The sequence below is a fragment of the Nonomuraea phyllanthi genome (assembly GCF_006334985.2).
Taxonomy (GTDB): domain Bacteria; phylum Actinomycetota; class Actinomycetes; order Streptosporangiales; family Streptosporangiaceae; genus Nonomuraea; species Nonomuraea phyllanthi.
Window position 1 is genome coordinate 476,024 of the sequence record NZ_VDLX02000003.1, and the last position, 23,779, is coordinate 499,802.

Here is a 23,779-nt window from a genome sequence, read left to right on the forward strand (position 1 = left end):
GTTTCATCCGTCCTCGGCGATGTCCACCGCATCCGGAAGCCGGTGAGCGCCGAGTCTCCGCGCCACCTCGTCCATCGAGCGGGGGCGGGAGCGCGGGTCGGCCGCGAGGCACTCGTCCAGCAGCGACTCCAGGCCGCCGAATGCGGGCACGCCCACGTCCGCGAAGCGGCGGCGGCGGTTCGCGGCGACAGCGGCAAGTTTGTCCTGGAACGGCACCGAGGCGTCGCGGGTCACCGCCGGCCCCTCGCCGTACCAGATCGGGGTGACGCCGGTGTAGAGGAACCAGATCACCGCGCCCAGCGCGTACACCTCGGTCCTGACATTCAGGGGGATGCGTTGCGAGCCGGCGCGCATGCCCTCCGCGGTCTCCGGCGGCATGAAGTGGAGCATCCCGCCGCCGTAGAGGGGCGCGGGGTCGTCGCGGCGTACGGCGGTCTCCAGGTCCAGGACGTGCCAGCGGCCGGAGGCGTCACGCAGGAAGTGGGCGGGCTGGACGTCGCCGTGGAGGTGGCCCCGCTCGTGCAGGCGGCCGAGGGCGTGCGCGATGCCCGCGGCCACCTCCAGCAGCGCGCCCCGGGCGCCTGTCGCGCGGGCCGGCGCGGTGGCGGTCCAGGCGGACTCGCCATCGATCCAGTCCTGCAGTGCCCAGACGAGCCCGTCACCGGTGGTGCCGTCGGCGACGTGGCGTTCGCCGAGCTTCCGCAGGAGCGCGCTCTCCCGCAGGAGCGCGGCGCCCCGCCGGGTGGCGACGGGGTCGGCCGCGGCGATGTCGACGGATTTGAGCAGCATGAGCCCGCCGTCCTCGCCGCGCACCACGATCGACGCGCCGCACCTGCCGGGCAGCGGGCGCACCGCCGTCAGCCCGCGCCCCGCCGCCGCGGTGACGCGCGCCACGGTCCGGGTCGCGGGACCCGTCGCGGGATCTGTTGCGGGGACTTCGGTCACGGGGCCGGGTCCACCGTGACCCTCCTGATCGACAGGTCCTCGACGTCCTGCGCCACGTCGGCCCGCAGCACCCCGGTGAACGTGCTGTCCCTGATCGCGACCTCGCGCAGCGGCTGCTCGGGGTAGCCCCGCAGCAGGTACGCGCTGCGCGTGCGGGCGCTGCGCACCCCCGTCACGTTGATGTTGCGGATCGGCGGCGGGTCGTCGCCGTTGTGCCCGTCGCCGTGGTACAGGTCGATGGAGACGGCCTCCTTGGTCAGCCCGTCGATCTCGACGTCCTTGACGAAGACGTTCTCCACGTAGCCGCCCCGCACCGAGTTCGTCTTGATGTAGAGCCCGAAGTAGAGCCCCTCACCGCCCCAGCGGCAGCGGCGGACGAACACGTTGCGGATCCCGCCGGTCGTGTCGGTCCCGATGGCGACGGACCCGTACCGGTAGCGCATGTCGCAGTCCTCGATCAGCACGTCCTCGCAGGGCACCCCGACCCGCCGCCCGTCGGGGCCGCGCCCGGCCTTGACGGCGATGCAGTCGTCCCCGACGTCGAACACGCAGCCCGAGATCACCACCGAACGGCACGACTCGGGGTCGCAGCCGTCGTTGTTGGGGCCGCGCGAGTGGATGGTCACGTTCCTGACCAGGACGTTCTCGCACCGTACGGGGTGGATCTCCCACATGGGGGAGCGCACGATCCGCACGCCCTCCACCAGCACGTTGCGACACAGGTACGGCTGGATCATGTTGGGCCGCAGGTGGTGCCCGGCGCCGAAGGCGCGCTGCTCGACCGGCACGCCCTCGGCGGCCATGCGCTGCAGCGCGTCCCAGTCCTCGGCCTCGTTCGGCATGCCGGGCCTCCAGCCGAACTCCGGCGTGCCCACCCACCACCACCAGTGCTCCGGCCCCGCCCCGCCGTCCAGGGTGCCCTCGCCGGTGATGGCGATGTTCTCCTGGCCGTAGGCGTAGACGAAGGGGGAGTAGTTGTAGCACTCGATGGCGGAGAAGCGGGTGTAGACGGCCGGGAGGTAGTCGGCCGGGTCGGTGCTGAACAGGATCGTCGCGCCGGCCTCGACGTGCAGGTCCACGTTGCTGAGCAGGTGGACGGCGCCGGTCGGGTACGTTCCCGGCGGTACCCGCACGTGGCCGCCGCCCGCCTCGTGGCAGGCCGCGATCGCCGCGCGGAACGCCTCCGTCCACACCTCTCCCGAGCCGAAGTCCGTGAGATCGAACCACCGGTCCGGGAACTCGGGCGGGCGCACCCGCTCGCGCAGGGCGTCCGCGTACCGCCAGGCCTCGTCCTCGTTCATGCCACCTTCCTCATGCGCAGCGCGTGGTAGAGGGGCAGGGCGATCACCCACGACGGGTTCCACGTGTTCGCCTCGCCCTTGCGCTGCCAGTTGGTCTGGAAGAATCCCTCGCCCTGCTCGCCGGGCACGTCGAAGCCCCAGTCGCCGGGCTCCTGGCAGATGCCCTGGCCCATGGCGTGCAGGATCGTCTCGGCCCTGGCGGCGTACCAGGGCCGGCCGGTCGCCAGGCCGAACTCCATCAGCTCGGAGGTCGGGAAGAACACGTCGAGATGGTGGTTCTGCACGCTCACCGACGGCCAGCCGCACGCCTGGAAGCCGCGCCGCTCGAACGTGCTGCCCTCGGCGAACTCCGGCGACCACACGTAGACGAACGTGAGCAGCCAGTCGGCCGCCACCTCCGCCCACCGCGCGTAGAGCTCACGCCCGGTCAGCCGGTAGAGCTCGAAGGCGGCCAGGAAGTAGGACATCCCGGCCTCCTTGTCCTCCCCGGAGGCGTCCAGGGTGGCGTGCGCGAACGGGCGCTCGAACGTGGCCGCGTGCAGCCGGTGGTAGCGGCCCAGCACCTCCTCGGCGCGGCGCAGCCACACCGGCTCCCCGCTCAGCCGGTACGCGCCCAGCATGGCCTGGACGCAGGGGATGCCCGCCGCGCTGACCATCGGCGAGAACGGCTGCCCGTCCGGTGTCCAGCCGTTCGGGACGATGCCCTCCTTCAGCCGGGTCCGCCAGAAGAGGGTCGCGGCGTCCTCCACGGCCTCCTCCCAGGCGGCCGGGACCGGCAGCCCCGCCTCCCTGAAGCGCAGCGCGATCGCGGCCAGGTCGGCGACCGTCTCACCGTGGGCGCGGCTGGAGACGAAGTCCGCGCCGCCCCTGCGGAACGACTCCCAGCGGTCCTCGTCCAGCAGGTAGCGGGCGTGCCGCAGGCCCTTCACCGGGGTGCCGCTGCCCTCGACGTAGAAGTCGGCGGCGCGGCGGGTGCGTTCCGGGCGGCCCAGCAGGGCCTCGCACAGGGCGAGCTTGAGGCACTGCCCGGTCCAGCCGTACAGGAACGAGCGGGGCCTGCGGTGGCGGGTGCCGGCGTAGGCGAGGTGGCCGCGGCCCTCCCAGCGGGCGTCCATGGCGTTGGCCTTGAGCCGGACGATGTCGTCGCGCTCCAGCGGGCGCGCCCCCTGGTCCTCGTGGTAGAGCCTCGTGTGCACGAGCTTCCTGAAGCCGAGGCCGCGCGGCTCGACCGGGCCCCAGTCCAGGGTGTGCCTGGTGCTGATCGACTCGCCGGGGGCGAGGGTCCGGTAGCCGATCGGGTCGTCGGCCACCTCGGCCTTGCTGACGTAGCAGACGTCGGGCTCGCCGTCGAACATGATCACGCCGGTCATGGCCGCCACGGTGAGGCCCGGCAGGACCCCGAGCGAGTCGTAGCCGACCGTGCCGTCCCCGTCGCGCCGGGCCTCCGGGTGCGCGAACAGGCTGACGTATTGGCCGTCCCACGCGGCGTTGACGGCGGGGATCGGCAGCCGGTCCTCCTCGCACACGAACCCGCCGCCCGGCTCGACGCGCGGCACCCGCCGGGCCGGGTCGGAGGACGGGTTGCCGTTGTAGAGCACGCCCGGCATGGTGAGGTTCGCGTCGGTGGTGGGCAGCGGCAGCAGGAGGCCCGCCGCCACGTCGCCCACCTCGTGCTCGGAGTCGTTGCGCCAGGTGGTGGCGAGGGAGAGCAGGCCGTCGGGGGTGAAGGCCAGCTCCAGGCGCGCGCCGAGCGGCCCGGCCGCGGCCGTCACCACCACGGCCTCGCGGCCCGGCGCCACCTCGACGGAGCCCGGGTGCTCGACCCGCCAGGGCCGCCCCGTGGACGCGGTCAGCATCCCGCGCAGCGGCGCCCGCAGGTGCGGGGCGGCCGCGCCACCACGGCGCAGCCGCACCTCCGGGCCGCCCTCGCCCGCCACCACCTCGACGACCTTCCCGCCCGGTTCGGACAGGACGGCGATGACCTCGGTCATGGGAGCCGCCGCAGCCGGACGGCCTGGCCGACCGTGCCGGGCAGCGGGACCGTCAGCGCCTCGCCCTCCAGCACGCCCAGCGGCGTGACCGTCATCTCCCACGTGTCGATGACCTCGGCCTCGTACCGCCCGGCGGGCACGCCGTACTCCCGCTGCGGGAAGCGGTGCTCGCCGCAGAACTCCAGGTAGAACTCGCCCGGCAGCTCCAGCATCGGCGCGTCCCTGTCCCGGTAGCGGGCCTCGGCGGGGATGCCGGCGACCACGCTGCGCAGCAGCGCCAGCCGGGGCACCGCCGCGCCCGCCAGCGTGCCGCCGTCCTCGGACCAGGTCAGCCCGTCGTCGTCCACGTACGACTCCCCGTGGGTGACGTTCCGGCGCCGCACCGCCCCGTCCCAGGCCATCGTCACCGCCTCCTCGGCGGTCAGGCTGTGCCATGGGTCATGCGAATCCCCCTCGAACCCGCACATGTCCATGTGCACCGGCAGGTGATGGTCGCGCGTCCGCACCCAGGCGTCGCGCGGGCTGCGCGCCCGCACGCTCCCGTGGGTGAAGGCCCGCCGCCACAGCAGCGGCGAGCCCGCCTCCACGGTGATCGACAGCGGATGGTGGCCGGGGTCCTCCTCGGCCACCAGGTGGGCCAGGCGTACCCAGTCGTGCTCGGTCAGGAACGGGAAGTCCCCGGGGGAGGAGCTCAGCGACCACCACACGTTCTCGTGCGGCGCCAGCCGCGGGACCACCTCCTCCAGGTAGCGCACCGCCGCGCCGAGGTCGGCGAGGCCGTCGCCGGGGTGCAGCAGCACCAGTTCGGCGGTCACGCCGATCCGGGCCAGCTCCGCCACCCGCTCCTCCAGCTCGTCGAGCGTGCACCTGGTCGCGAACGCCGCCATCCGCACCCGGTCGAAGGGCGAGGACTCCAGCGTCGCGAGCGTCTGCGCACGCCGCTTCTCGCCGTGCAGGTGCCATCCGAACGCCGTCGTGGCCATCAAGTGCGTGGCCATCAAGTGCGCGGCCATCAAGTTCATCGATCTCACACTCTCGTCAGTCGCAGCGCCAGGTACGGCCGGCGCGGCAGCCCGACCCGCACCCGGTCCCGGTGGACGCCGTCGACCGGGGTGACCGTCATGTTCCACGTGTCGATCAGCTCGACCGCGTACCCGCCGTCCGCCGGCAGGTCCACGGTGACGTGGGCCTGCTGCCGCCGCCCGAGGTAGCGCACGACCGTGCCGTCGCGGCGCTCCTCCATGATCCGGCGCAGGAACGCGATCCTCGGCGGGCTCTCCCCGAACAGCGCGCCGCCGTTGCCGATCCACGCCCGCTCCTGGAAGCCGGCCAGGGACTCGCCGTGGCCCACGTAGCCGCCGCGCGTCATGCCCTCCCAGAACCGGTCCATCAGCTCCTCGCCGGTGACGTTGCCCCAGCGCTTGCCGACGTTGCCCTCGTACGAGATCTCGTCGATCACCACCGGCTTGGGGCACTCCCGCAGCCAGGTGTCGGTGAGGGTGGCGTCCCAGTGCTGGATGCTCTGGTGCGTGATCCACGGCTTGGTGTTGTCGTAGATCCACGCCATCTCGTACATGCGCGTCCCGTTGTGGATCGACAGCAGGTGCCCGTACGGGTCCAGCCGCGCGATCGCGCGCAGGATGTCGTCCCAGTCGGCGACGGTCTTGGACCTGTTGAAGTCGTACTCGTTGGCGGCCGACCACCACACGTTGCGGTAGGCCGAGAGCCGGGCGATGACGTAACGCAGGTAGGCGTGGTCGGTCTCCCTGCCCATGTCCTCCACGCCGCGCACGCCGCCGTCGTACGGGTGGAAGAGGATCACGTCGGCCTCGATGCCGAGGTCGAGCAGGTCCTGGATCCTGGCCTCCAGGTGGCGGAAGAACACCGGGTTGAACCGGGTCTTGTCCAGCCCGTCCGGGTCCTGGCCGGCGAACGGCACCTCGGGCGGCGACATGGCGCCGGTCGGCAGGACGCACATGCGCAGCTTGTTGAACGGCGAGGCGGCGAGCGTGTCGAGCGTGCGCCGCTCGCGCTCCTCGTCCATGTCGTGCGTCCAGTGGTAGCAGGTCGTGCCGAACGGCAGGTAGGGGGTGCCGTCGGCGTACTCGAAGTCTTTTCCTGAAGCGTCTTTTCCTGAAGCGTCCTTTCCTGAGGCCCGCACGGGGCCGTGGTTGCCCTCGGAGGCGGGGGACACCTCGATGTCGCCCGAGTGCCCGTCGAGTTCAGGGACATTGCTCACGGTGGTGAAGTGCCACGGACCCACCGCGTCCGGCATGAACCGGACGCGGTAGACACCGTCACCGTCGTAGAAGCCCTCGGCCTCCACGATGCGGTTGCGGTACTGGTACCGGGCCGACAGGCGAACCTCCGCGAAGGGGTTGCCGTCAGCCGGCCCGGCCAGCTCGATCTCGTGGACGCCCCAGCGTTCCACGGTGGGGGAAATGGTTACCAGTCCTTTCCTGCGGCCGCCTGGGCCTTGATGTAGTTGGGGATGTCCTGCTGCTGGGAGAGGCTCAGCGCCTGCAGCGGCGTCCCGCCGTCACGCAGGATGTGCTGGCGGTAGACCGACCACAGCGGCAGGTCCCAGTACTCGGTGTTCTGGTAGTTCGAGATCGTGGCGTTCTCGCCCCAGTAGACGGCCGAGGTGTCGATGCCGGCCAGCTCGGGGATGGCCTTGCCGAAGCTCTGCACGACCTTGTCGGTCTCCAGGACCGCCTTGAGGCCGTGGCTGGAGAGCTCGGTCTGGCCCTCCTCGGAGACCAGCCACTTCACGATCTGCAGCGCCTGCTCCTTCTTGGGCGAGGAGGGCGGGATGAACGCGGCCCGCGTGTTCGGCTGGTACGTCGTCTCGGAGCCCCTCTTGAGCACCGGGATCGAGCTGACGCCGATGTCGACGCTCTTGGCCTGCTCAGCGAACGCGTCCTCGTCGCCGTCCTCGATGAACAGCTCGCTGCCGGCGTACATGTTCAGCCGCGACAGCGTGTCGACCGCCATGGCCAGGTGGCCCGGCTGGCTCATGTCGCCCTTGAAGAAGTCGGTGACGGTGGTGAAGTCGTTGCGCGGGATCTCCAGGAAGCGGTACAGGTTGTCGACGTACGTCTTCCAGGCGTCACTGCTGATGTCGACCTTGACGTCCTCGGGCTTGGGCTCCTCGCTCGTCGTCGGCAGGAACGGGTAGAGGCCGGCCTGGTTGAAGTCCAGGTACTGGTCAGGGTGCTGCATGTAGCCCTTGTAGTGATCAAGGCCGTCGTCCTTGGTCAGCTGCTTGGCCTTCTTGTACGCCTCGTCGTACGTCATGCCGGGCTTGGGGTACGTCACCCTGAACTTGTCGAAGATCTTCTTGTTGTAGAGCAGCACGTGCTCGTCGATGAAGAGCGGCACGGCGTAGATCCCGCCGTCGGAGCGCGACTTGGTCAGCTCCACGGTGGACTTGTTCAGCGTGTTCAGGTCGATGCCGACCCTCTGGAGGTCGGCGGTGAGGTCGCCGACCCAGCCCAGCGGCTCGAGGTCGCGGTCGATGCGGTTCTTCGGGTCCTCGATGACGATGTCCGGGGTGACCCCGGCGGCCTTGAGGTCCTCGTACCGCACCGGGTAGTCCCACGTCGCGTACTTGATCTTGACGTCGGGGAACGCCTCGCGCAGCTTGTTGCCGATGATCTCGTCGAAGACCCGGGTCGCCGCTCCCTGCTCGTTCTCGACGGTCGCCTCGAACGGCTTGTAGTTGGCCGCGAAGATGAACAGTTCGTCGTCGCAGACGCTGAACGGCAGGTCGTACCTGTTCGGCACGTCCTTGCAGGCGGCCGCGGAGGCGTTGGCGGCCGGGACGGCGGTGACGCTCAGCGCGAGCGCGAGCAGAGCGAGACCGCGGACCTGGTTCCTCATGAGTTCCCCTTCGCAGGCGCGTAACTGCACTGGCGCACGACATTGCGCCGGACGCCGTTCTTGAATTCGGTGATCGTGTGCTCGGGCCAGTTCGACAGCAGGCCGACCGCGTCGCGCAGGTACTCCTCGTTGAAGACGACGTGGCGGATGTTGTTGCGGTTGTAGCTGTAGACCATGTGGATGAAGCCGTCGCCGCTCTGCGTCATCACCGGGTAGGTGAACTGCGGCCCCGACTGCGCCTCCACGTCGACGCTGTTCTCCCAGGTCCGGCCCTTGTCGGGCGACAGCGACAGTCGCAGGGGAGAGCGGTGCTCGACCCAGGGGTTGTAGGCCAGCACGAGCTTGCCGTCGTTCAGCTTGAGCGCCGCGATCCGCGAGTTGGGGTTGCCGATCGGCTCGGCCACCGGGGCGCTCCAGGTGCGGGCGAAGTCGGTGGACTCGCTCTTGTAGATGGCGCCGTCACCGGTGCGCATGTACGCCACCAGGTGCCCCGGCTCGACCTCCACCACGGTCGGCTGGATCGAGCCCTCCGGCGTGCGGATCCAGCTCGCGTGGTCCTCGGGGTAGGCCTTCCACGTGCTCATGTCCTGGCTGAACACGTAGAAGCCCGAGCTGGAGCCGGCCTCGTCGTAGATGGGCAGCAGCACCTCGCCGTTGGACATGCGGATCGGGTTGGTGCCGGTCATCCACCCCCAGTCCGCGCGGATCACGGTGGGGTCGCTCCAGGTCTTGCCGCTGTCGTCCGAGGTGATGAGCCGGATCGGCGACTGCTCCCAGCCGTGCCCCTCGATCGTCACGAAGAACAGGTAGAGGCGGTTGCCGTCGGACCACAGCACGGGGTTGCCGTCGGCCTTCTCCGGCTCGTCGAACACCACCTCTGGCGCGGACCAGGTCTTCTTGCCCACCGCCAGGCGCGACATGTAGAGCGCCTGGTCGAGCGCGCCCTCCCGCTCGCCGCCGTAGTAGACCGTCAGCATGTCGCCGTTCGGCGCCTGCGCGATCCCGGCGGCGTGCACCTTGGGCACGTCGGGGTCGGGCGCGGCCACGTCCTGGCGGCAGGCGTAGGCGCCGGTGGGCTCCACCCGCACCGCGCCACCGTCGCCGTCGTCGATGAAGTACGACGGGACGGCCACCGCCGCGGCCAGCGCGCCGTATAAAAGGCTCTGCCGGATTCTCATGGCTGGTCAATCTCCAGATACTTGATGGTCTTCCGCAGGTAGGAGTAGGCGACGTGCAGGCGCTCGCCGCCGTCAATGACGCTCGGGTAGGAGTAGCCGAGCTCGTTCTGCCAGTACTCCGGGTCGGTGTCCTGCAACACCCGCCGGTGTGGCCAGCGGGCCCCGCCGTCCTCCGACACCGCGAGGACGAGCGGGGTACGGACCGCCTTCTTGCGCGGCTGCCCGTTCTTGTTCACCCATCTGAACTGGTCGCGCTCCAGGCTCGCGTCGTTGTAGACGAGCGCGAGCCTCCCGTCCTGGAGCCTCGTGAGCTGGACGGAGGAGTCGTTGTTCGGCAGGTCGGTCCGCTCCGGTGCGGTCCAGACCCGGCCGTCGGCCGAGGCCGAGGCGTGGATACGCCCCGCGCTCCGGTCCCTGAACAGCGCGAGCAGCCCGCCGGCGGGCCGTCGCGCGATGGTCATCTGCACCAGGTCGCCGCTGCCGGGCACCGGGTGCTCGTCCCAGGTGCGCCCGCCGTCCGCGCTGACCTTGACGACGCTGCGGTCGCCGGTGCTGGCGCAGTGGTAGGCGGGCAGCAGCCAGGTGCCGTCGTCCAGGATCACCGGCGGGTTCCTGATGAACGTCCCCGGCTCGGCGAAGAGCACGCGGGGCTCGCTCCAGGTTCGTCCCGCGTCCGCGGAGGTCCTGGCCACGACGTGGGCCGTCGTCTGGTCGTGCGGCAGGCTGGAGGTGTGCAGCAGCCACACCAGCCCGTCGCCGTCCTCGAACAGCACCGGGTTCTGCTCGCTGCGCTCCGGGTCGGCGGCGATCAGCTCCGGCGGCTCCCAGCGGTCGCCGGCCAGCCGCGACACCACCACGTTCGTGCCCGGGTCGCCCTCCTGGGGGCCGCTGAACCAGGTGCACAGCAGGTCGCCGCCGCGCGTGAGCAGCAGGTTGGCCGCGTGGTTGTCCGGGCCGTGCGGCGCGGGCAGCAGCGCCTCGCGCACCTTCGGCAGGGCCGCCGACGGGCGTACGACGCCGTCGAAGCGGGGGTCGCTCATGCCGACACCTCTCGTACGTCGGGATCGGGCACGCCGCGCAGCTCCAGTTCCTCGGCGAAGTGGCAGGCCACCCGCCGGCCGCCGACCTCGCGCAGCGGGGGCGCGTCGGTGCGGCAGGTCTCCTTGGCGTACACGCAGCGCGGATGGAACGGGCAGCCCGGCGGCACGTGCGCCGGGTCGGCGATGTCGCCCAGCAACTTGATCCGCTCCCGGTGCCGCTTGGCCGCCGGGTCCGGGTCGGGCACCGCCGACAGCAGCGCCTCGGTGTAGGGGTGCAGCGGCTTCGTGTAGAGGTCCTCGGTGGGGCCCTGCTCGACCACCTTGCCCAGGTACATCACCGCGACCACGTCCGAGACGTGCTCCACGATGCCCAGGTCGTGGCTGACGAACAGGTAGGCCAGGCCCGACTCCTCCTGCAGGTCCATCAGCAGGTTGAGGATCTGGGCGCGGACCGACACGTCCAGCGCGCTGACCGCCTCGTCGGCGACCACCAGCCGGGGCGACAGGGCCAGCGCCCGCGCGATGCCGACCCGCTGCCGCTGGCCGCCGCTGAAGGCGTGCGGGTAGCGGTTGGCGTACTCGGGGCGCAGGCCCACGCGCTCCAGCAGCTCGCCGACCCGGGCTTCGATCTCCTCCTTGGTGCCGTACCCGTGCACCCGCATCGGCTCGCCGATGATCTCGCGCAGGGTCTTGCGCGGGTTGAGCGACGAGTGCGGGTCCTGGAAGATCATCCGGACCTCCGACCGGTAGGTCTTCAGGTCCTTCTCCTTCAGCCCCGCCACGTCGATCACCGCGCCGTCCTGCTGCCGGTAGAGCATGCGCCCGCCGGTCGGGTCGTGCGCCCGCACGATGCAGCGCCCGAGCGTGGTCTTGCCGCAGCCGGACTCCCCGACCAGGCCGAGCGTGCTGCCCGGCTCGATGACCAGGTCGACCTCGTCCACGGCCTTCACCGCGCCCACCTGGCGGCCCAGCAGCCCGGTGCGGATCGGGAAGTGCTTGGTCAGCCCCTCGATGCTGAGGAGCGGTTCCGTGCTCACGATTCCTCCTCGTAGAGCAGGCAGGTGACCTCGCGATCGCCCACGGGCTCTCTCAACGGGACCCGGCGCGGCAGCACGGTGTCGCAGCGCCCGGCCATGACCGCGTCGCAGCGCGGGTGGAACGCGCAGCCCTCCGGCCGCGCGTACGGCGGCGGCACCATGCCCTTGATCGCCGTCAGCCGGGTCCGCGCGGCCCGCCCGAGCCGGGGCATCGAGCGCAGCAGCGCCTTCGTGTACGGGTGCCGGGGCTCGGCCAGCACCTGCTCGGCCCCGCCGTACTCGACGACCCGGCCCAGGTACATGACCGCCATGCTGTCGGCGACCTGCGCGGCCACCCCCAGGTCGTGGGTGATCAGCATGATGGCCATGCCGAACTCGTCCTGGAGGTCGCGCAGCAGCTCCAGGATCTGCGCCTGCGTGGTCACGTCCAGCGCGGTCGTCGGCTCGTCGGCGATCAGCAGGCTCGGCCGGCACGCCAGCGCCATCGCGATCATCGCCCGCTGCCGCATGCCGCCGCTCAGCTCGAACGGGTAGGCGTCCACCCGGCGCTGCGGCATCGGGATGCCGACCCGGTCGAGCATCTCGATCGCGCGGTTCCTGGCGGCGGCCTTGCCCACGTTCTCGTGCAGGCGGACCGCCTCGACGATCTGGCTGCCGATCGTGTGCACGAGGCTCAGCGAGGCCATCGGCTCCTGGAACACCATCGCGATGTCGTTCCACCTGATCTGCCGCAGCAGCTTGCGGTCCGCGCCGACCAGCTCGACCGGGCCGCTCTCGCGGTGCAGCGTGATCTTGCCGCCCTCGATCTGGCCGGGCGGGTCGACCAGGCGCAGGATCGAGCGCGCCATGACGCTCTTGCCGCACCCGGACTCGCCGACGATGGCCAGCGTCTCGCCCTTGCGCACGCGCAGGTCCACGCCGTCCACCGCGCACACCACGCCGTCGTCCAGCAGGAAGTGGGTGCGCAGGTCCTCGATCTCAAGCAGCACGTCGTCTGCGGCCACGCCGGAGCCCCCTATTGCTGTGTCGATGGTCGCGCTCACGGTCGCCCTCCGCGGTTACGCCAGAAGGGCTTCCTTCTCCGGGCTCGGCTCGCCGCTCCGTACGGATCGGCGGCGTCCCTGAGCCCGTCACCGAAGAAGTTCATGGCGACCACGACGATCACCACCGCGACGCCCGGGGCCAGCAGCCACGGCGCGTTGGCGACGACGCGCACGTTCTGGGCACCCTCCAGCAGCACGCCCCAGCTCACCGCCGGCGCCTGCAGGCCGAGCCCGAGGAAGCTCAGGCTCGTCTCGCCGAGGATCATGCTCGGGATGGCCAGCGACAGGGAGGCGATGATGTGGCTGGCGAACGACGGGATCATGTGCCCGAAGATGATCGACAGCCGGCCCACGCCGTCCAGCCGGGCGGCGGTGACGAAGTCCTCCTCGCGCAGCGACAGGAACCGCCCGCGCACGTCCCGGGCCAGCCCGGTCCACCCGATCAGCGACAGCAGCACCGTGATGGCGAAATATCGGGTCAGCGGCCCCCAGTCGGTGGGCAGCGTGGCCGACAGCGCCATCCAGAGCGGCAGCGTCGGGATCGCCATCAGGAACTCGATGACGCGCTGCACGACGTTGTCGACAGCACCCCCGAAATACCCTGATATACCGCCTATCAGCATGCCCAGTAAGAAGCTGGCCGCCACTCCCACAAGCCCGATCGACAGCGACACCCGGGCGCCGTGGATGAGCCTCGACAGCAGGTCCCGGCCGTTCTGGTCGGAGCCCAGGAGGAAGAACGGCCGGCCCTTGGTCACCGGGCCGATCAGGTGGACGTCGGACGGGATCAGGCCCAGCAGCTTGTACTCGTCGCCGTGCACGAACAGCCCGACCTCGGTCACCGTGGCCGGATCCTCGGTGTAGGTCTGCGCGTACGTCTTCGGGTCGCGCTCGGTCGTGTACCCGTACACGTGCAGGCCGTGCTCGCCGGAGAAGTGCAGGGCCTGCGGCGGCGCGTACGTCAGCGAGGTGTTCGCCGTCGAGCTGGACATCGGCGCGAAGAACTCCGCGAAGATCGCCACGAAGTACACCGGGATCAGGATCGCCGCGCCCACCATCGCGAGCCGGTGCTTGCGGAACTGCCGCCACATCAGCCGCCACTGCGGCAGCGTCCCGACTTCCTTCGTCCTGGGTCGCCTGAGAAACATGTGGCGCTACTCTCTCTTGTACCGTTTGCGAATTCGCGGGTCCCACCACGCCAGCGCCAGGTCGCTCACCACGGTCCCGATCACCGTCAGCACGCTGAGGATCAGGACGAAGCTGCCGACGAGATACATGTCCTGGTTCATGACGCCGCTGAGCAGCAGCGGGCCGCCGGTGGGCAGGCTCATGACGACCGAGACGATGGTCTCGCCGCCGATCAGGCCCGGCAGCAGCCAGCCCACCGTGCTGAAGAAGGGGCTGAGCGACATCCGCACCGGATACTTCAGCAGCAGCTTCCACTCCGGCAGCCCCTTGGCCCTGGCCGTGTGCACGTAGGGCCGGTAGAGCTCGTCGAGCAGGTTGGCGCGGGTCACCCGGATCATGCCGGCGGTGCCGGAGACCCCGATGACCACGATCGGCACCCACAGGTGGCCGAGCAGGTCCAGGACCTTGCCCAGGTTCCAGGCGGAGTCCTGGAACTCCGGCGAGAACAGCCCGCCCACGCTCGCCCCGAAGTAGCGGAACCCGATGTACATGAGGATCAGCGCCAGCATGAACTCGGGGACCGCCATCCCGATGAAGCCGAGGAAGGAGAAGCCGTAGTCACCCCAGGAGTACTGCTTGACCGCGCTGTAGATCCCGATGGGGAACGCGATCGCCCAGACCATGAGCAGGGAGCTGATCGACAGGATCGCCGAGAGCAGGACCCGCTCGCCGATGAGCGTGGAGACCGGTTGATTCCAGGCAAACGATTGACCGAAATCGCCGTGGAGGAGGATGGCGGAGATCCAGCGCCAGTACTGGACGAAGACCGGGTCGTCCAGGCCGTACCGCAGCCTGAGGTTGGTGATCTCCGCCGGTGTGAGGCTCTGCCCGCCCGCCTGCGCGTTCGCGATGACCGTCGAGACGTAGTCGCCCGGCGGCAGGTTGATGATGACGAACGTGACGATCGAGATCGCCCACAGCGTCACCACGACGTAGACGAGGCGGCGGCCCATGTAACCCAGCACGTCGACCCCTCAGAAGGAGTACTGCTCGGGCATGGTCGGCCCGGGGGTCACCTGCGCGTTCGCCATGGAGTCGGGCACGTTCTTGACCGCGTTGGAGACGATGCCGTACTCGTTCGGGTACGAGCTGATCCCGATCGCGTAGAACTGCTCCTTGGCGATGCGCGTGACCTCCTTGGCGTACTCCAGCGCCTTGGTGAAGTCCGGCTCATTGCGCATCTTGGTGAACACGTCGAGCTGCTCGCGCACCACCGCCGGCGGCTCCTCGCCCTGCTTGCCCTTGCTGCCGTACCACAGGGCCCAGCGGATGGCGTAGCGGGCGCTGCCGGAGTTGCTCGGCACGTAGTAGTGGTCGCCGCCCGTGCCGGTGATGATGTCGAAGTCGCTGCACGTGTACGTGGACGCCTGCGGGTTGTTGCCCATCGAGCGCTCGGTGTAGAGCGTGGCCGCGACCGGATCGACCCGCAGCCCGACCCCGACCGCCTCCCAGTGCTTCTTCACGAACTCCAGCGACTGCACGTGGTGCGGGAAGTCCGTGCTGGACATGATGGTGATGATCAGCGGCTTGCCGTCGGGGCCCAGGCGCTTGCCGGAGGAGTCCTTCTTCGTCAGCCCCGCCTTGTCCAGATACTCGTTGGCCTTGGCGACGTCGTACTCGGTGTGCTGCTTGGCGAAGTCCGCGTCGTAGAGGGCGTTGCTCTTGGAGGGCGCGGCCTGCCAGGGCTCGCCCTGGCCCGCGTACACGCCGTCGATGATCTCCTTGCGGTTGATCGCGTACGACAGACCGATGCGGAAGTCCTTCTTCCTGAACAGCTCGCGCAGGTCGTCGTCCTCGATCGTCTGGTTGAACTGGATGATCATCGTGTTGCTGAGCCGGCTCGGCACGTCGAACAGCCGGTACTTGCCCTTGGTCGCGTTCTGCGCGACCAGGGGTTTGTTCTCCGGGGTGTTGAAGTTGCGGAGCTGCATGGTGATCTCGCCGTTCATGATTTTCAGCAGCTCGACCTCGACGTCGCCGAGGACCTCCGACCTGAACCGGTCGATGTAGGGGAGCTGGCGCCCGTCCTGGTCGACCTTCCAGTAGTACGGGTTCCGCTCCGCCACCACCGCCGTGCCGTTGCCGATCGCGGTGGTGATCTTCCACGGATGCAGCGTGGGGATGTCGGGGTTGTGCGGGACGTCGTTCTTGTTCATGAACAGCTGGGTCCAGTCCTCCAGCTGCTGCTCCTTGGCGAGCTTGTCGGCGTCCGGGTTGTACTTCTTGTGGAACTGCTTGAGGTAGTGCTTGGGCAGCAGGAGCCCCGACGCGCCGCCACGCTCGAAGGTGGAGACCGCGATCTGGAACAGCAGGCCCGCCTTCGGCTCCGTGTAGACGAGGCGCGCGGTCCGCTCGTCCACCTTCTCGATCTTGGCCTTCTCCGTGGTGTTGCCGTTCAGGAAGAGGTCGTAGATGCCGGTCGTGTGCAGGTCGTGATAGGTCATCACGTCCTCGAAGGCGAACACGATGTCGTCGGCCGTGCAGGGCTGCCCGTCGGACCACTTCAGGCCCTCGCGCAGCCGGAAGACGTATTCCCGGCCGCCGTCCTTGACCTCGAACTCGGCCGCGTTGGGGATGATGTCGTCCGGGCCCTTCTGGCCGTTGGTGCCGGGCTTGAGCCGGACAAGGGGCTCGTAGGCGCACGTGTAGTACAGCCAGTCGATGTCGTCCTCGCCCACCATGGCCGAGTTCCACGTGCCGCCGTACGTGCCGGGCTCCTTCAGCGGCGTGACGACGAGCGGGTTCTTGGGCAGGCGCTCGGCCAGCGGCGGCAGCTTGCCGCTCTTGACCAGCTCGGCCAGCGCCGGCGCCTCCTTGGCCGAGGCGTCGGCGGCCTGCACGGCCTTGCCCGTGTCCGGGCTGGTCTCGAAGAAGCTGCATCCGGAGGCGGAGGCCGCCAGGAGGAGCATGCCTCCGCCGCGGAGCAGGTTCCTCCTCGTCATGGGAGGTTGGTAGGTCATGGGGGTGCTCCAGTTCTAACGATTGACCTTCACCTGGCTGAACACGGCCGTGGTGTAGGGGTGTACGCCGTTCGCCTCCTGGTTCCCGTCGACGGCGAGGCCGATGTAGAAGCGGCCGGTCCGCATCACGATGCGCTCGTAGCCGATGCGGTCCCAGTTCAGCGAGTTCTCGGAGATGAACGCCTCGAACTCGTTGTCGCCGGTCAGCAGGCTCCGGCAGACCAGGCGCAGCCAGTACGGCTTCTTGTCCAGCGCGTCCTCGCCGTCGTACGGCCAGAGGCCGACGCTGGGCTCCTTGCCGTTCGAGGCGACCCTGATGGCCTTGGCGCGCAGGCCCCCGCCGTCGTCGCCGCTCGCGGCGTATCCGATGCCGGCCATCATGAACGGCGAGTTCGGCGCGAGGTCCTGGCGGACCATGATGCCCGCCACGGCGTCGATGTGGCCGGTGCTGATGCTGTCCACCCGCGCGGTGATCTCGATGACCTCGCCCCGCTTGCTGAACCCGACGGCCTGGTGGGCGAAGTGGAAGGAGTCCTTCCAGCCGGCGATCTTCCCGGACCCCTTCAGCGTGAGCACGCCGTCCTTCAGCGCCGTGCTCCCGGGGATCGGCACCTCGCCGATGTCCTGGGCCTTCCACGGCTTGTGGGTCCTGGTGCGGGTCACGTGGATCGGCACCAGCGACGAGGTGGTCGCCGACCCCGTGCTGTCGGTCGCGCGGGCCGTCAGGTAGTAGGTGCCGTCCGTCGCGTCCGCCCAGGTCGCCTGGTACGGCGCCGCGGTGGCCTCGCCGATCTTCTCCTCGCCGTGGAAGAACTCGACCTTCGCGATGGACGCGCCGTCGAGCGCCTTGGCGTCGGCCTGGACGGTGATGGACTGCTTGTCCTTGGCCGCCGCGAACAGCTGGTCGATCGTGGGGGAGGTGATGGCCACCTGGGGGTTGCGGGCCCCGACGCGCTGGATGGAGTTCAGGTAGCGCTCCAGGTTCGTGTACCCGCTGCCGTCCACCGCCTTGGCGTCGTCGGCGCTCTCCGGGTTCAGCCCCTGCGCGGTCTCCCACTCGTCCGGCATGCCGTCGTGGTCGCTGTCGGCCGGGGCCGGCACCTCCGACGGCAGCGGCAGCCAGCCGCCCACGTCCTTCTGCGAGTTGATGTGGCGTCCCGTGCCGGTGCGCGCCTCGTTGACCAGCCGGGCGTCGATGGCGTCCCGCCGCGGCAGGATGGCCCCCGCCTGCTCCAGGACCGTCCCGAACGCCTCCGCCGGGGTCTGCTCCGTGATGCCGTTCTCGAACTCCGCCGGCTTCGGCATCAGCGTGATGCCGCCGATCGGGTAGGTGATGCCGAGGGTGTTGTCGGCCGTGATGTCGTCGTGGCCCTCGACCGTGTTGCCGCTGACGTACCACTGGCCGAACCGGCCGGGCGCCACGATCGTCCTCGCGATGTCGGGCTGCGTGTTCGGCCCGGGCTTGTAGTAGTTGCCCACGAGGTTGACGCCGTTGGCCCACTCGCCGCCGTAGCAGGAGGTGATCCCGGGGTTGTAGATCACGTTGTTGCGGTGGTCCACCACCATGCTCATGCCCTCGGTGAAGCTGAACCGCGGGTTGCGGCCGTTCTCGTGGATGAGCAGGTTGTGGTGGTACGTGATGGTGTCGCCGCCCCACAGGCCGCCCATGCCGTGCCGGCCCTTGGGGTGCACCGAGTTCACCAGGCCCTCGGAGATGATGCACCACTGGACCGTCACGTTGGTGTTGCCGTAGACGGAGAAGCACTCGTCCACGCCCCAGCTGAAGGAGCAGTGGTCGATGATGATGTCCCGCACGCCGCGGGCGCCGAACGTGTCGATGGGGGTGCCGAGCACGTCGCCGCCGCGGAAGCGCAGGTGGCGCAGGATGATGTTGTCGCCCTTGATCTGGGTCTCGTTGCCGGTGACGGTGATGCCGTGCCCGGGGGCGGTCTGGCCGGCGATGGTGAGGTTGGAGCCGGTGATGTCGAGGCCGCCCTTGATCCGGATGTTGCCGGAGACCCGGAACACGACCGTCCCGTCGGACTTGGCCACCGCCTCGCGTAACGACCCCGGGCCGTCGTCGTCGAGGGTGGTCACCTCGTACACCGCGCCTCCCCGGCCGCCGGTGGTGTACATCCCGGCCCCCTCGGCGCCGGGGAAGGCGGGCACGCCCTTCGCCCGCTCCTTCGCCGCGATCGTGGGGGTGGGGCTCGGGCTCGGCTTGGCCGCCACGCCCGACGTGCCCGCCCATGCCACAGCGGGCGGAACCAGGGCCGCCGACCGCACGAAAGCCCGGCGACTGAAATCTGATTGGCGATCGAAGCCAAGGGCCTCGGTCATGAGAAACGCTCTCTTTCCGCCCGAATAGACAGGGCTGTGCCGTCTTTCGGCACGACTCCGGACCACGCTGTCGCTAGGTGAGAATTTTTATTCAGCCATGAATGGAGTGGATTCATCACATCGTGAAGGACACGGTTGTGACTGTCAAGACCGCTTTCCAACGGAGCCAGACCAACAGGTAAACAACCCCAGCCCAGGGCCCGCCTCCACGCCCGGCCGCCGCCGGTCCGTGGCGCGCGACTTCGGGGTTCGGCGGTGCCGCCGCTCACTCCCCGGCACTTCCGGCGGGCCCCACCTGCGCCAGGGCATGACGAAGCCCCGGTTCGCCGTGGTGGCGCACCGGGGAGAGCCCCTTCCAGGGCGCGGGCGGGACGGGGGAGGGCGCGGCGCAGGCGGACGGCGCCCGGCCGGTGCGCCGTCCCGCCGTACGTCCTCGTCAGTCCTTGAGGAGTTGCTCCGCCACGCCCACGTCCGTGACGAGCGTGTTCACCCACCCTCCGAGCAGCGCCGCCCGGATCGCCGCCGTCTTGCGGCGGCCGCCCGCGATGGCGATGCGCCGGGGCACGCGCAGCAGGTCGGCCGCCGGGATGCCCAGGATGCGCTCCTCCAGGGGAGAGTCGACCAGCCGCCCCTCGGCGTCGAAGAAGCGCAGGCACACGTCGCCCACCGCCCCGAGCCCGCGCAGCGTCTCGAAGTCCTCCTCGGTGATGGCGTTGCCGCTGTCACGCAGCAGCGGCGACGGGTCGAGGCTCCCGATGCCGACGAGCACGGTGGTCAGCCGCGACCAGGCGTCCACCACCTGGCGGACGACCTGGTCGTCGGAGAGCGCCTGGCGGGCCACGGCGGAGCCGACGAGGCCGGGCGCGGGAAGGAAGACGGGCTCGGCGCCCGTGAGGTCGGCCAGGTGGGCTGCCAGGCGGGTGGCCTGGACCTGCGCGGACCCCTTGCCCACGCCGCCGATGAGCTGGACGACCTCCTCCGCCACCCGCACCGGACGGCGCTGCATGGCCTCCACGGTGGCGAGCAGGCTGGCGCTCCAGGACGAGATGCCGAGGTGCTCGCCGCCGATCAGGGTGGCGTCGAGGTAGGAGGCCCCCGCGGAGCCCAGCGCGGCCACCACGTCGTGGTTGTCGCCGGCGGCGTCCACGACGATGACCTGCTCCACGCCGAACTTGCGCTCGAGGTCCTCCTCCAGCAGCGCGTGCACGCCGCTGGGGACCACGACCACCGTGCGGACGATGCCGATCTCGGCGGCCTCCTTGAGCAGCCGCGACACCCGGGGCTGCGAGATGCGCAGCTGGGCGGCGATCTGCGGCTGGCGCACGCCGTGCTCGTGGTAGAGGCGCGCGACGCGTACGAGCAGCCGCATGCGCTCGGACTCCTGGCTGAGCCGGCGACCGCCGAACCTCAGGGCCTCGCCGCCGGAACGGCCCTTCTCGAACTGACTGTCAGCTCCCACGATCGCTGGCCTCCGCTTCGGCTCCGCCGCTCCTGCTGGTCCGGTGGCGAGCCCGGGCCACTGCCGAGTGCCATTCTGCTAGCGCGCGGTGGCGTTCGCGCGACGATAGGCCGGGCGTGTAGCGCCGGCCGTGGCGTGGCAGCCCGGACAGCTCCCGGCGGGACCATACACCCGATGCCGTGCCCGCCAGGTGCGCGACCCCCAGCGCCGACAGCTCCGGCCGCCGCGCGACCCGCACGGGGAGGCCGGTCACGTCGGCCTGCCACTGCATGAGGTCGGCGTTGGCGGTGGGACCGCCGTCGGCCAGCAGCTCGGTCACCGGCCCCGCCGCGTGCTCCATGGCGGACACCACGTCGCCGACCTGCAGCCCGATCGAGTCGACCGCGGCCCTGGCCAGGTCTTCCCTGCGGCTGTCGAGGCCGAGACCCGTCATGATCGCTTGGGCTCGGTCGTCCCACCACGGCGCGCCGAGGCCACCGAACGCTGGCACGATGTGCAGCCTACCCCGGCGGCCGAGGGTCGCGAGCCGGGCGACCTCCGCCGGCTCCGTCGCGAGCAGCCCGGCCAGCCACGTGACGGTCGCCCCGGCGGACAGGATGTTGCCCTCCAGCGCGTACGCGGGCCGCCCGTCGTCCCACCCGATCGTCAGGCACAGCCCGTCACCGGAGGGCGCGTCAGGCCCGCCGGAAGGCGCGTCCAGGCCGGGAGCGTCCGGCTCGGCGTGGCCGGTCAGGCCCATCACGGACGATCCGGTGCCGTACGTGACCTTGACCCGGCCGGGTTCGCCGGCCGCGTGCGCGAAGAGGGCCGCGTGCGAGTCGCCGAGCACCGCCCCGACCGGCACCCCGGCCAGGGACGGGTGGAGCGCCGCGGCGTCGGCGTGCGCCCCGCTGGACGGCACCACGCGCGGCAGCGTCCCGGCGGGGATCCCGAACAGGTCGAGCAGCTCGCCGCTCCACCGGCGCCGCCGTACGTCGAGCAGCTGGGTACGGGACGCGCTGCCGACCTCGACGACGTGCCCGCCGCCCATCTTGAACAGCAGCCACGAGTCCACCGTCCCCAGGCACAGGCCGTCGCGCGCCCGGTGGCGCGCCAGCAGCCAGGCCGCCCTGGACGCCGAGAACATGGGGTCGAGCGGCAGCCCGCTGATCCGGCGGACCAGGGGAGCGGCGCCGTCGGCGGCCAGCCGGGCGCACAGGTCGGTGCCCCTGCGGTCCTGCCAGCTCACCAGCGGGCCCAGCGGCTCGCCGGTGTCGCGGTCCCAGAGGATCAGCGACTCGCGCTGCACGCTCAGCCCGACCGCGGCCACCCGGCCCGGCGGGACTCCGGCCAGGCACCGCGAGACCGCCTCGCGCACGCTGCGCCACAGCTCCTCGCCGTCCTGCTCGACGCGGCCGGGCGCCGGGTGCCGGACGGGCAGGGGCGCCGTGGCGCTCGCCACCGGCTCGCCGCCGGCGTCCACGAGGATCGCCTTGGTCGCGCTCGTGCCCTGGTCGACCCCGAGGACGAGCGGCTCGGCCCTGGTCACGATCCCGCACCTCCAAGTGCCGGCGCGTCAGCTGTGGTCAAGGCCCAGCACCTCCAGGGCCGAGCGGGCGATGCCGTCGGCCGTGAGCTCGAAGTGCTCCAGCAGGAACTCCGGATCCCCGGTCGGCGCGAACGTACGGGGGCCGAGCAGCCGCATCGGCACCGGCCTGGTCGCCAGCACCACCTCGGCCACCGCCGCCCCCAGCCCGCCCGTGGGCACCGCCTCCTCGGCCGTGACCACCGCGCGCGTCTGCCGGGCCGCCGCCGCGATCTCCTCGCGGTCCAGCGGGGAGACGGTCGACACGTTCACCACCCGGGCGCTCACCCCGCGCTCGGCCAGCAGAGAGGCCGCCAGCAGCGCGCGGCTGACCATGGTGCCGGTCGCCACGATCGTCGCGTCCTCGCCCTCGCGCAGCCGCGACGCCCGCCCGTACGTGAAGGCGGGATCGTCGCCGGGCGGCGACACGTCCGGCACCGGGAAGCGCCCGATGCGCAGGAACACCGGCCCGTCCGTCCCGGCCGCCCACCGGATCGCCGCCCGCGTCTGCGCCGGGTCCGCCGGCACGACGACCGGCAGGTCGGCGATGGCGCGCAGCCACGACAGGTCCTCGGTCGAGTGGTGGGTGGGCCCGAGCGCGCCGTACGACAGGCCGGGGCTCATCCCGCACAGCTTGACGTTGGCCAGGCTGTAGGCCACGTCCGCCTTGATCTGCTCCAGCGCCCGCGCGGTCAGGAACGTCGCCGCCCCGCACACGAACGGCACGAGCCCGGCGTTCGCCAGCCCGGCTCCGACGCCGACCATGTCCTGCTCGGCGATGCCGACGTTGACCAGCCGGTCGGGGAACTCCTTGGCGAACGCGCCCAGCTTGCTCGACCCCACCGAGTCGTTGCACACGGCCACGATCCGGCTGTCGGCGTGCGCCAGCCGTACCAGCTCGTCGGCGAATGAGTCCCTGCAGTCGTACGTCTCCTCGACGATCAACGCAGTTCCTCGAGCGCCAGGCGGGCCTGCTCGGCGTCCGGCACCTTGTGATGCCACTCCACCCGATCCTCCATGAACGAAACCCCTCGCCCCTTGACAGTCCTCGCGATCACGCAGCGCGGCCGGTCGCCGCGCGGCGCGGTCAGGGCGTCGAGCAGCGCCAGGTGGTCGTGGCCGTCGACCTCGACCGCCTCCCAGCCGAACGCCCGCCACTTGTCCGCCAGCGGCTCCAGCCCGTTGGTGTCGCTGGTCCGCGCCCCCTGCTGCAGGCCGTTGCGGTCGACGACGGCCGTCAGCGAGGCGAGCCCGCGGTGCGCCGCCGTCATGGCGGCCTCCCAGTTGCTGCCCTCCTGCAGCTCGCCGTCGCCCAGCACCACCACGGTCCTGGCGGGCGACCCGCGCAGGCGCAGGCCGACGGCCACGCCGACGCCGACGGGCAGCCCGTGGCCGAGCGGACCCGTGCTGGTCTCGACGCCGGGCACCGCCCTGCGGCTCGGGTGGCCGTTGAGCGGCGACATCGGGGCGGCGAACGCGCGCAGCCGTTCCGCGGGGAAGTATCCGCAGGTCGTGAGCGTGGTGTAGAGGGCGACCGAGCAGTGGCCCTTGCTCAGGATGAGCCGGTCGCGGTCCGGCCAGCCGGGCCTGGCGGGGTCGATCCGCAGCACGGCGCCGTACAGGGTGGTGAGGATGTCGGTCACGGACAGGTCGCCGCCGGTGTGGCCGAGCCCGGCGCCCGCGATCGTGCTGATCACGGTGCGCCGGATGTCGCCGGCCAGCGCCGCCAGGGCGGCGGCCGCGGTGTCCCTGTCGGCGTGCGCCAGCCGGTCACGCAGCCGGCGCCACGCGCCGATGGCCTCGTGGTCGGGCAGCAGCAGCTCGCCGGTGGCCTGGGTGAGCGTCACGGGG

18 protein-coding genes are annotated in these 23,779 nt (G+C 70.9%); all 18 read right to left on the reverse strand.

What is annotated here, in order from left to right; all coding sequences use genetic code 11:
- Positions 1–3 precede the first annotated feature (3 nt).
- The 18 genes from FH608_RS11030 to FH608_RS11115 all read right to left on the reverse strand — a co-directional run bounded on the left by FH608_RS11030 (position 4) and on the right by FH608_RS11115 (position 23,775).
- A complete protein-coding gene (locus FH608_RS11030) occupies positions 4–945 on the reverse strand; it encodes a protein kinase family protein (RefSeq protein ID WP_139630314.1) in 942 nt (313 codons plus the stop codon).
- On the reverse strand, positions 942–2,246 hold the full coding sequence (locus FH608_RS11035; protein WP_139630315.1) for a glycoside hydrolase family 28 protein: 1,305 nt from the start codon (positions 2,244–2,246) through the stop codon (positions 942–944). Before FH608_RS11035 ends, FH608_RS11030 begins: the two co-directional genes overlap by 4 nt.
- Positions 2,243–4,237 (reverse strand): AGE family epimerase/isomerase, encoded by a 1,995-nt coding sequence (locus FH608_RS11040; protein WP_226899281.1) that lies wholly within the window; start codon positions 4,235–4,237, stop codon positions 2,243–2,245. The genes FH608_RS11035 and FH608_RS11040 overlap by 4 nt, the downstream gene beginning before the upstream one ends.
- The gene (locus FH608_RS11045; protein WP_139630316.1) at positions 4,234–5,259 is read right to left on the reverse strand and encodes a DUF5605 domain-containing protein; all 1,026 of its coding nucleotides are present in this window, start codon (positions 5,257–5,259) and stop codon (positions 4,234–4,236) included. The genes FH608_RS11040 and FH608_RS11045 overlap by 4 nt, the downstream gene beginning before the upstream one ends.
- 5 nt (positions 5,260–5,264) lie before the next feature.
- Positions 5,265–6,668: a DUF5060 domain-containing protein gene (locus FH608_RS11050; protein WP_226899283.1), complete on the reverse strand. Its 1,404-nt coding sequence runs from the start codon at positions 6,666–6,668 to the stop codon at positions 5,265–5,267.
- Positions 6,669–6,682: 14 nt separating this feature from the next.
- Complete coding sequence (locus FH608_RS11055) at positions 6,683–8,119, reverse strand: ABC transporter substrate-binding protein (RefSeq protein WP_139630318.1); 1,437 nt, start codon at positions 8,117–8,119, stop codon at positions 6,683–6,685.
- Positions 8,116–9,297 (reverse strand): sialidase family protein, encoded by a 1,182-nt coding sequence (locus FH608_RS11060; RefSeq protein ID WP_139630319.1) that lies wholly within the window; start codon positions 9,295–9,297, stop codon positions 8,116–8,118. The genes FH608_RS11055 and FH608_RS11060 overlap by 4 nt, the downstream gene beginning before the upstream one ends.
- On the reverse strand, positions 9,294–10,337 hold the full coding sequence (locus FH608_RS11065; protein ID WP_139630320.1) for a sialidase family protein: 1,044 nt from the start codon (positions 10,335–10,337) through the stop codon (positions 9,294–9,296). The genes FH608_RS11060 and FH608_RS11065 overlap by 4 nt, the downstream gene beginning before the upstream one ends.
- A complete protein-coding gene (locus tag FH608_RS11070; RefSeq protein ID WP_226899285.1) occupies positions 10,334–11,374 on the reverse strand; it encodes an ABC transporter ATP-binding protein in 1,041 nt (346 codons plus the stop codon). Before FH608_RS11070 ends, FH608_RS11065 begins: the two co-directional genes overlap by 4 nt.
- Positions 11,371–12,417: an ABC transporter ATP-binding protein gene (locus tag FH608_RS11075; RefSeq protein ID WP_226899286.1), complete on the reverse strand. Its 1,047-nt coding sequence runs from the start codon at positions 12,415–12,417 to the stop codon at positions 11,371–11,373. The genes FH608_RS11070 and FH608_RS11075 overlap by 4 nt, the downstream gene beginning before the upstream one ends.
- Positions 12,414–13,565, reverse strand: a complete 1,152-nt coding sequence (locus FH608_RS11080; RefSeq protein WP_139630321.1) for an ABC transporter permease — start codon at positions 13,563–13,565, stop codon at positions 12,414–12,416. Before FH608_RS11080 ends, FH608_RS11075 begins: the two co-directional genes overlap by 4 nt.
- Positions 13,566–13,571: 6 nt before the next feature.
- Positions 13,572–14,570 (reverse strand): ABC transporter permease, encoded by a 999-nt coding sequence (locus FH608_RS11085; RefSeq protein ID WP_139630322.1) that lies wholly within the window; start codon positions 14,568–14,570, stop codon positions 13,572–13,574.
- 9 nt (positions 14,571–14,579) lie between these two features.
- A complete protein-coding gene (locus FH608_RS11090; protein WP_193318347.1) occupies positions 14,580–16,547 on the reverse strand; it encodes an ABC transporter substrate-binding protein in 1,968 nt (655 codons plus the stop codon).
- Positions 16,548–16,580: 33 nt separating this feature from the next.
- Positions 16,581–18,821 (reverse strand): Ig-like domain-containing protein, encoded by a 2,241-nt coding sequence (locus FH608_RS11095; RefSeq protein WP_139630324.1) that lies wholly within the window; start codon positions 18,819–18,821, stop codon positions 16,581–16,583.
- Positions 18,822–19,341: 520 nt separating this feature from the next.
- Entirely contained in the window at positions 19,342–20,364 is a 1,023-nt protein-coding gene (locus FH608_RS11100) for a sugar-binding transcriptional regulator (protein ID WP_226899288.1), read from the reverse strand.
- On the reverse strand, positions 20,354–21,892 hold the full coding sequence (locus tag FH608_RS11105; RefSeq protein WP_139630325.1) for an FGGY family carbohydrate kinase: 1,539 nt from the start codon (positions 21,890–21,892) through the stop codon (positions 20,354–20,356). Before FH608_RS11105 ends, FH608_RS11100 begins: the two co-directional genes overlap by 11 nt.
- Positions 21,893–21,919: 27 nt before the next feature.
- Positions 21,920–22,873 carry a transketolase family protein gene (locus tag FH608_RS11110; protein WP_139630326.1) on the reverse strand — a complete coding sequence of 318 codons (954 nt, stop codon included), beginning with the start codon at positions 22,871–22,873 and terminating at the stop codon, positions 21,920–21,922.
- Entirely contained in the window at positions 22,870–23,775 is a 906-nt protein-coding gene (locus tag FH608_RS11115; RefSeq protein WP_226899290.1) for a transketolase, read from the reverse strand. The genes FH608_RS11110 and FH608_RS11115 overlap by 4 nt, the downstream gene beginning before the upstream one ends.
- Positions 23,776–23,779: the final 4 nt, after the last annotated feature.